We start from the raw sequence: 273 nt of genomic DNA, 5'->3' as shown, positions 1-273 counted from the left end.
CAGAAGGCGCTAATTTAACCGTCACAGCAACGGTCACCGACCAAGCTGGCAATGTCTCCGCCCCAGGCACAGACAGTGCGACTTTGGACACGACTGCGACGGCCGCACCAACGATCACCATCACGACTGACAGCAACAACGACGGCCTGATCAGTAAAACAGAACTCGGTGCAGCAACGACAGTGGCAGTCACAGTGGCTTTGCCAGGTACGGCTAAAGCAGGCGACACCCTGACCATCACCGACGGCACGACTCCGCAAAGCCATGTCTTAA

1 protein-coding gene is annotated in these 273 nt (G+C 57.1%); it reads left to right on the top strand.

Annotated features, from left to right (window positions below; all coding sequences use genetic code 11):
• Nucleotides 1–273, top strand: a 273-nt coding sequence (locus tag ACO0K8_RS22370) for a hypothetical protein (protein WP_422948861.1), incomplete at both ends; no start/stop codon positions are given.

The sequence above is a fragment of the Undibacterium sp. Ren11W genome, from assembly GCF_049340485.1.
In the GTDB taxonomy this organism is placed as follows: Bacteria; Pseudomonadota; Gammaproteobacteria; order Burkholderiales; family Burkholderiaceae_D; genus Undibacterium.
The sequence above is the reverse complement of the archived record's forward strand: the minus strand, read 5'-3'. Positions and strand labels throughout refer to the sequence as shown.